Source organism: Pseudovibrio sp. Ad37 (assembly GCF_001623075.1).
Taxonomy (GTDB): Bacteria; Pseudomonadota; Alphaproteobacteria; order Rhizobiales; family Stappiaceae; genus Pseudovibrio.
This window is the reverse complement of sequence record NZ_LMCF01000174.1, coordinates 1-642: the sequence shown is the minus strand read 5'-3', so window position 1 is coordinate 642 and position 642 is coordinate 1. Positions and strand designations below refer to the sequence as shown.

The 642-nt window shown below is 58.3% G+C and carries 1 protein-coding gene; it reads left to right on the top strand.

Annotated elements, in window-relative coordinates; genetic code table 11:
• Positions 1-642: hypothetical protein (locus PsAD37_RS20645; protein ID WP_153039818.1), on the top strand; the 642-nt coding region annotated here is incomplete at both ends.

The following is a 642-nucleotide window of genomic DNA, read 5'->3' as shown; positions in this document are numbered from 1 at the left end:
CAAAGCCCCGGGAGCCGCTGGCCAAGGACGGCCTGAGCCTCACTCTTGCCGGTGATCTGACCAACAGCGGGACGTTGCTTGCTGAACAGGCTCTGGTGATTGCAGGTCTTGGCTCTGATGCTGCCATCGGCGCACTGAGCAATGCAGCTGGCGGTGAGATCAAAGCGTCTACGGTGACAGCACGGGTGTCATCCCTGGACAATGGCGGCCTGATTGGCGCCGTGAACGGAGCTTTGACACTCACCAACTCTGGTGATCTGATCAACTCTGGCCGTCTTGTTGCCAAGAATGATGCCACACTCAAGGTTGATGGCAAAGTGACCAACAGCGGCGATATTGCCAGTGAAGGTGCGCTGACGCTAACCAATACTTCCGGTGGCGCTACAGGTGCGTTCACCAACACAAAAGATGCCAAGCTTCGGGCGGCCAGTATTGAGGCTGCGGTTGCCTCTGTTGCCAATGATGGTCTGATCGGCTCTGCGGAAGGTTCTGTGAGCCTGAGCAGTCAGGCTGGCGTTGCAAACAGCGGCGAGCTGCTGGCCAAGGACGGCCTGAGCCTCACTCTTGCCGGTGATCTGACCAACAGCGGGACGTTGCTTGCTGAACAGGCTCTGGTGATTGCAGGTCTTGGCTCTGATGCTG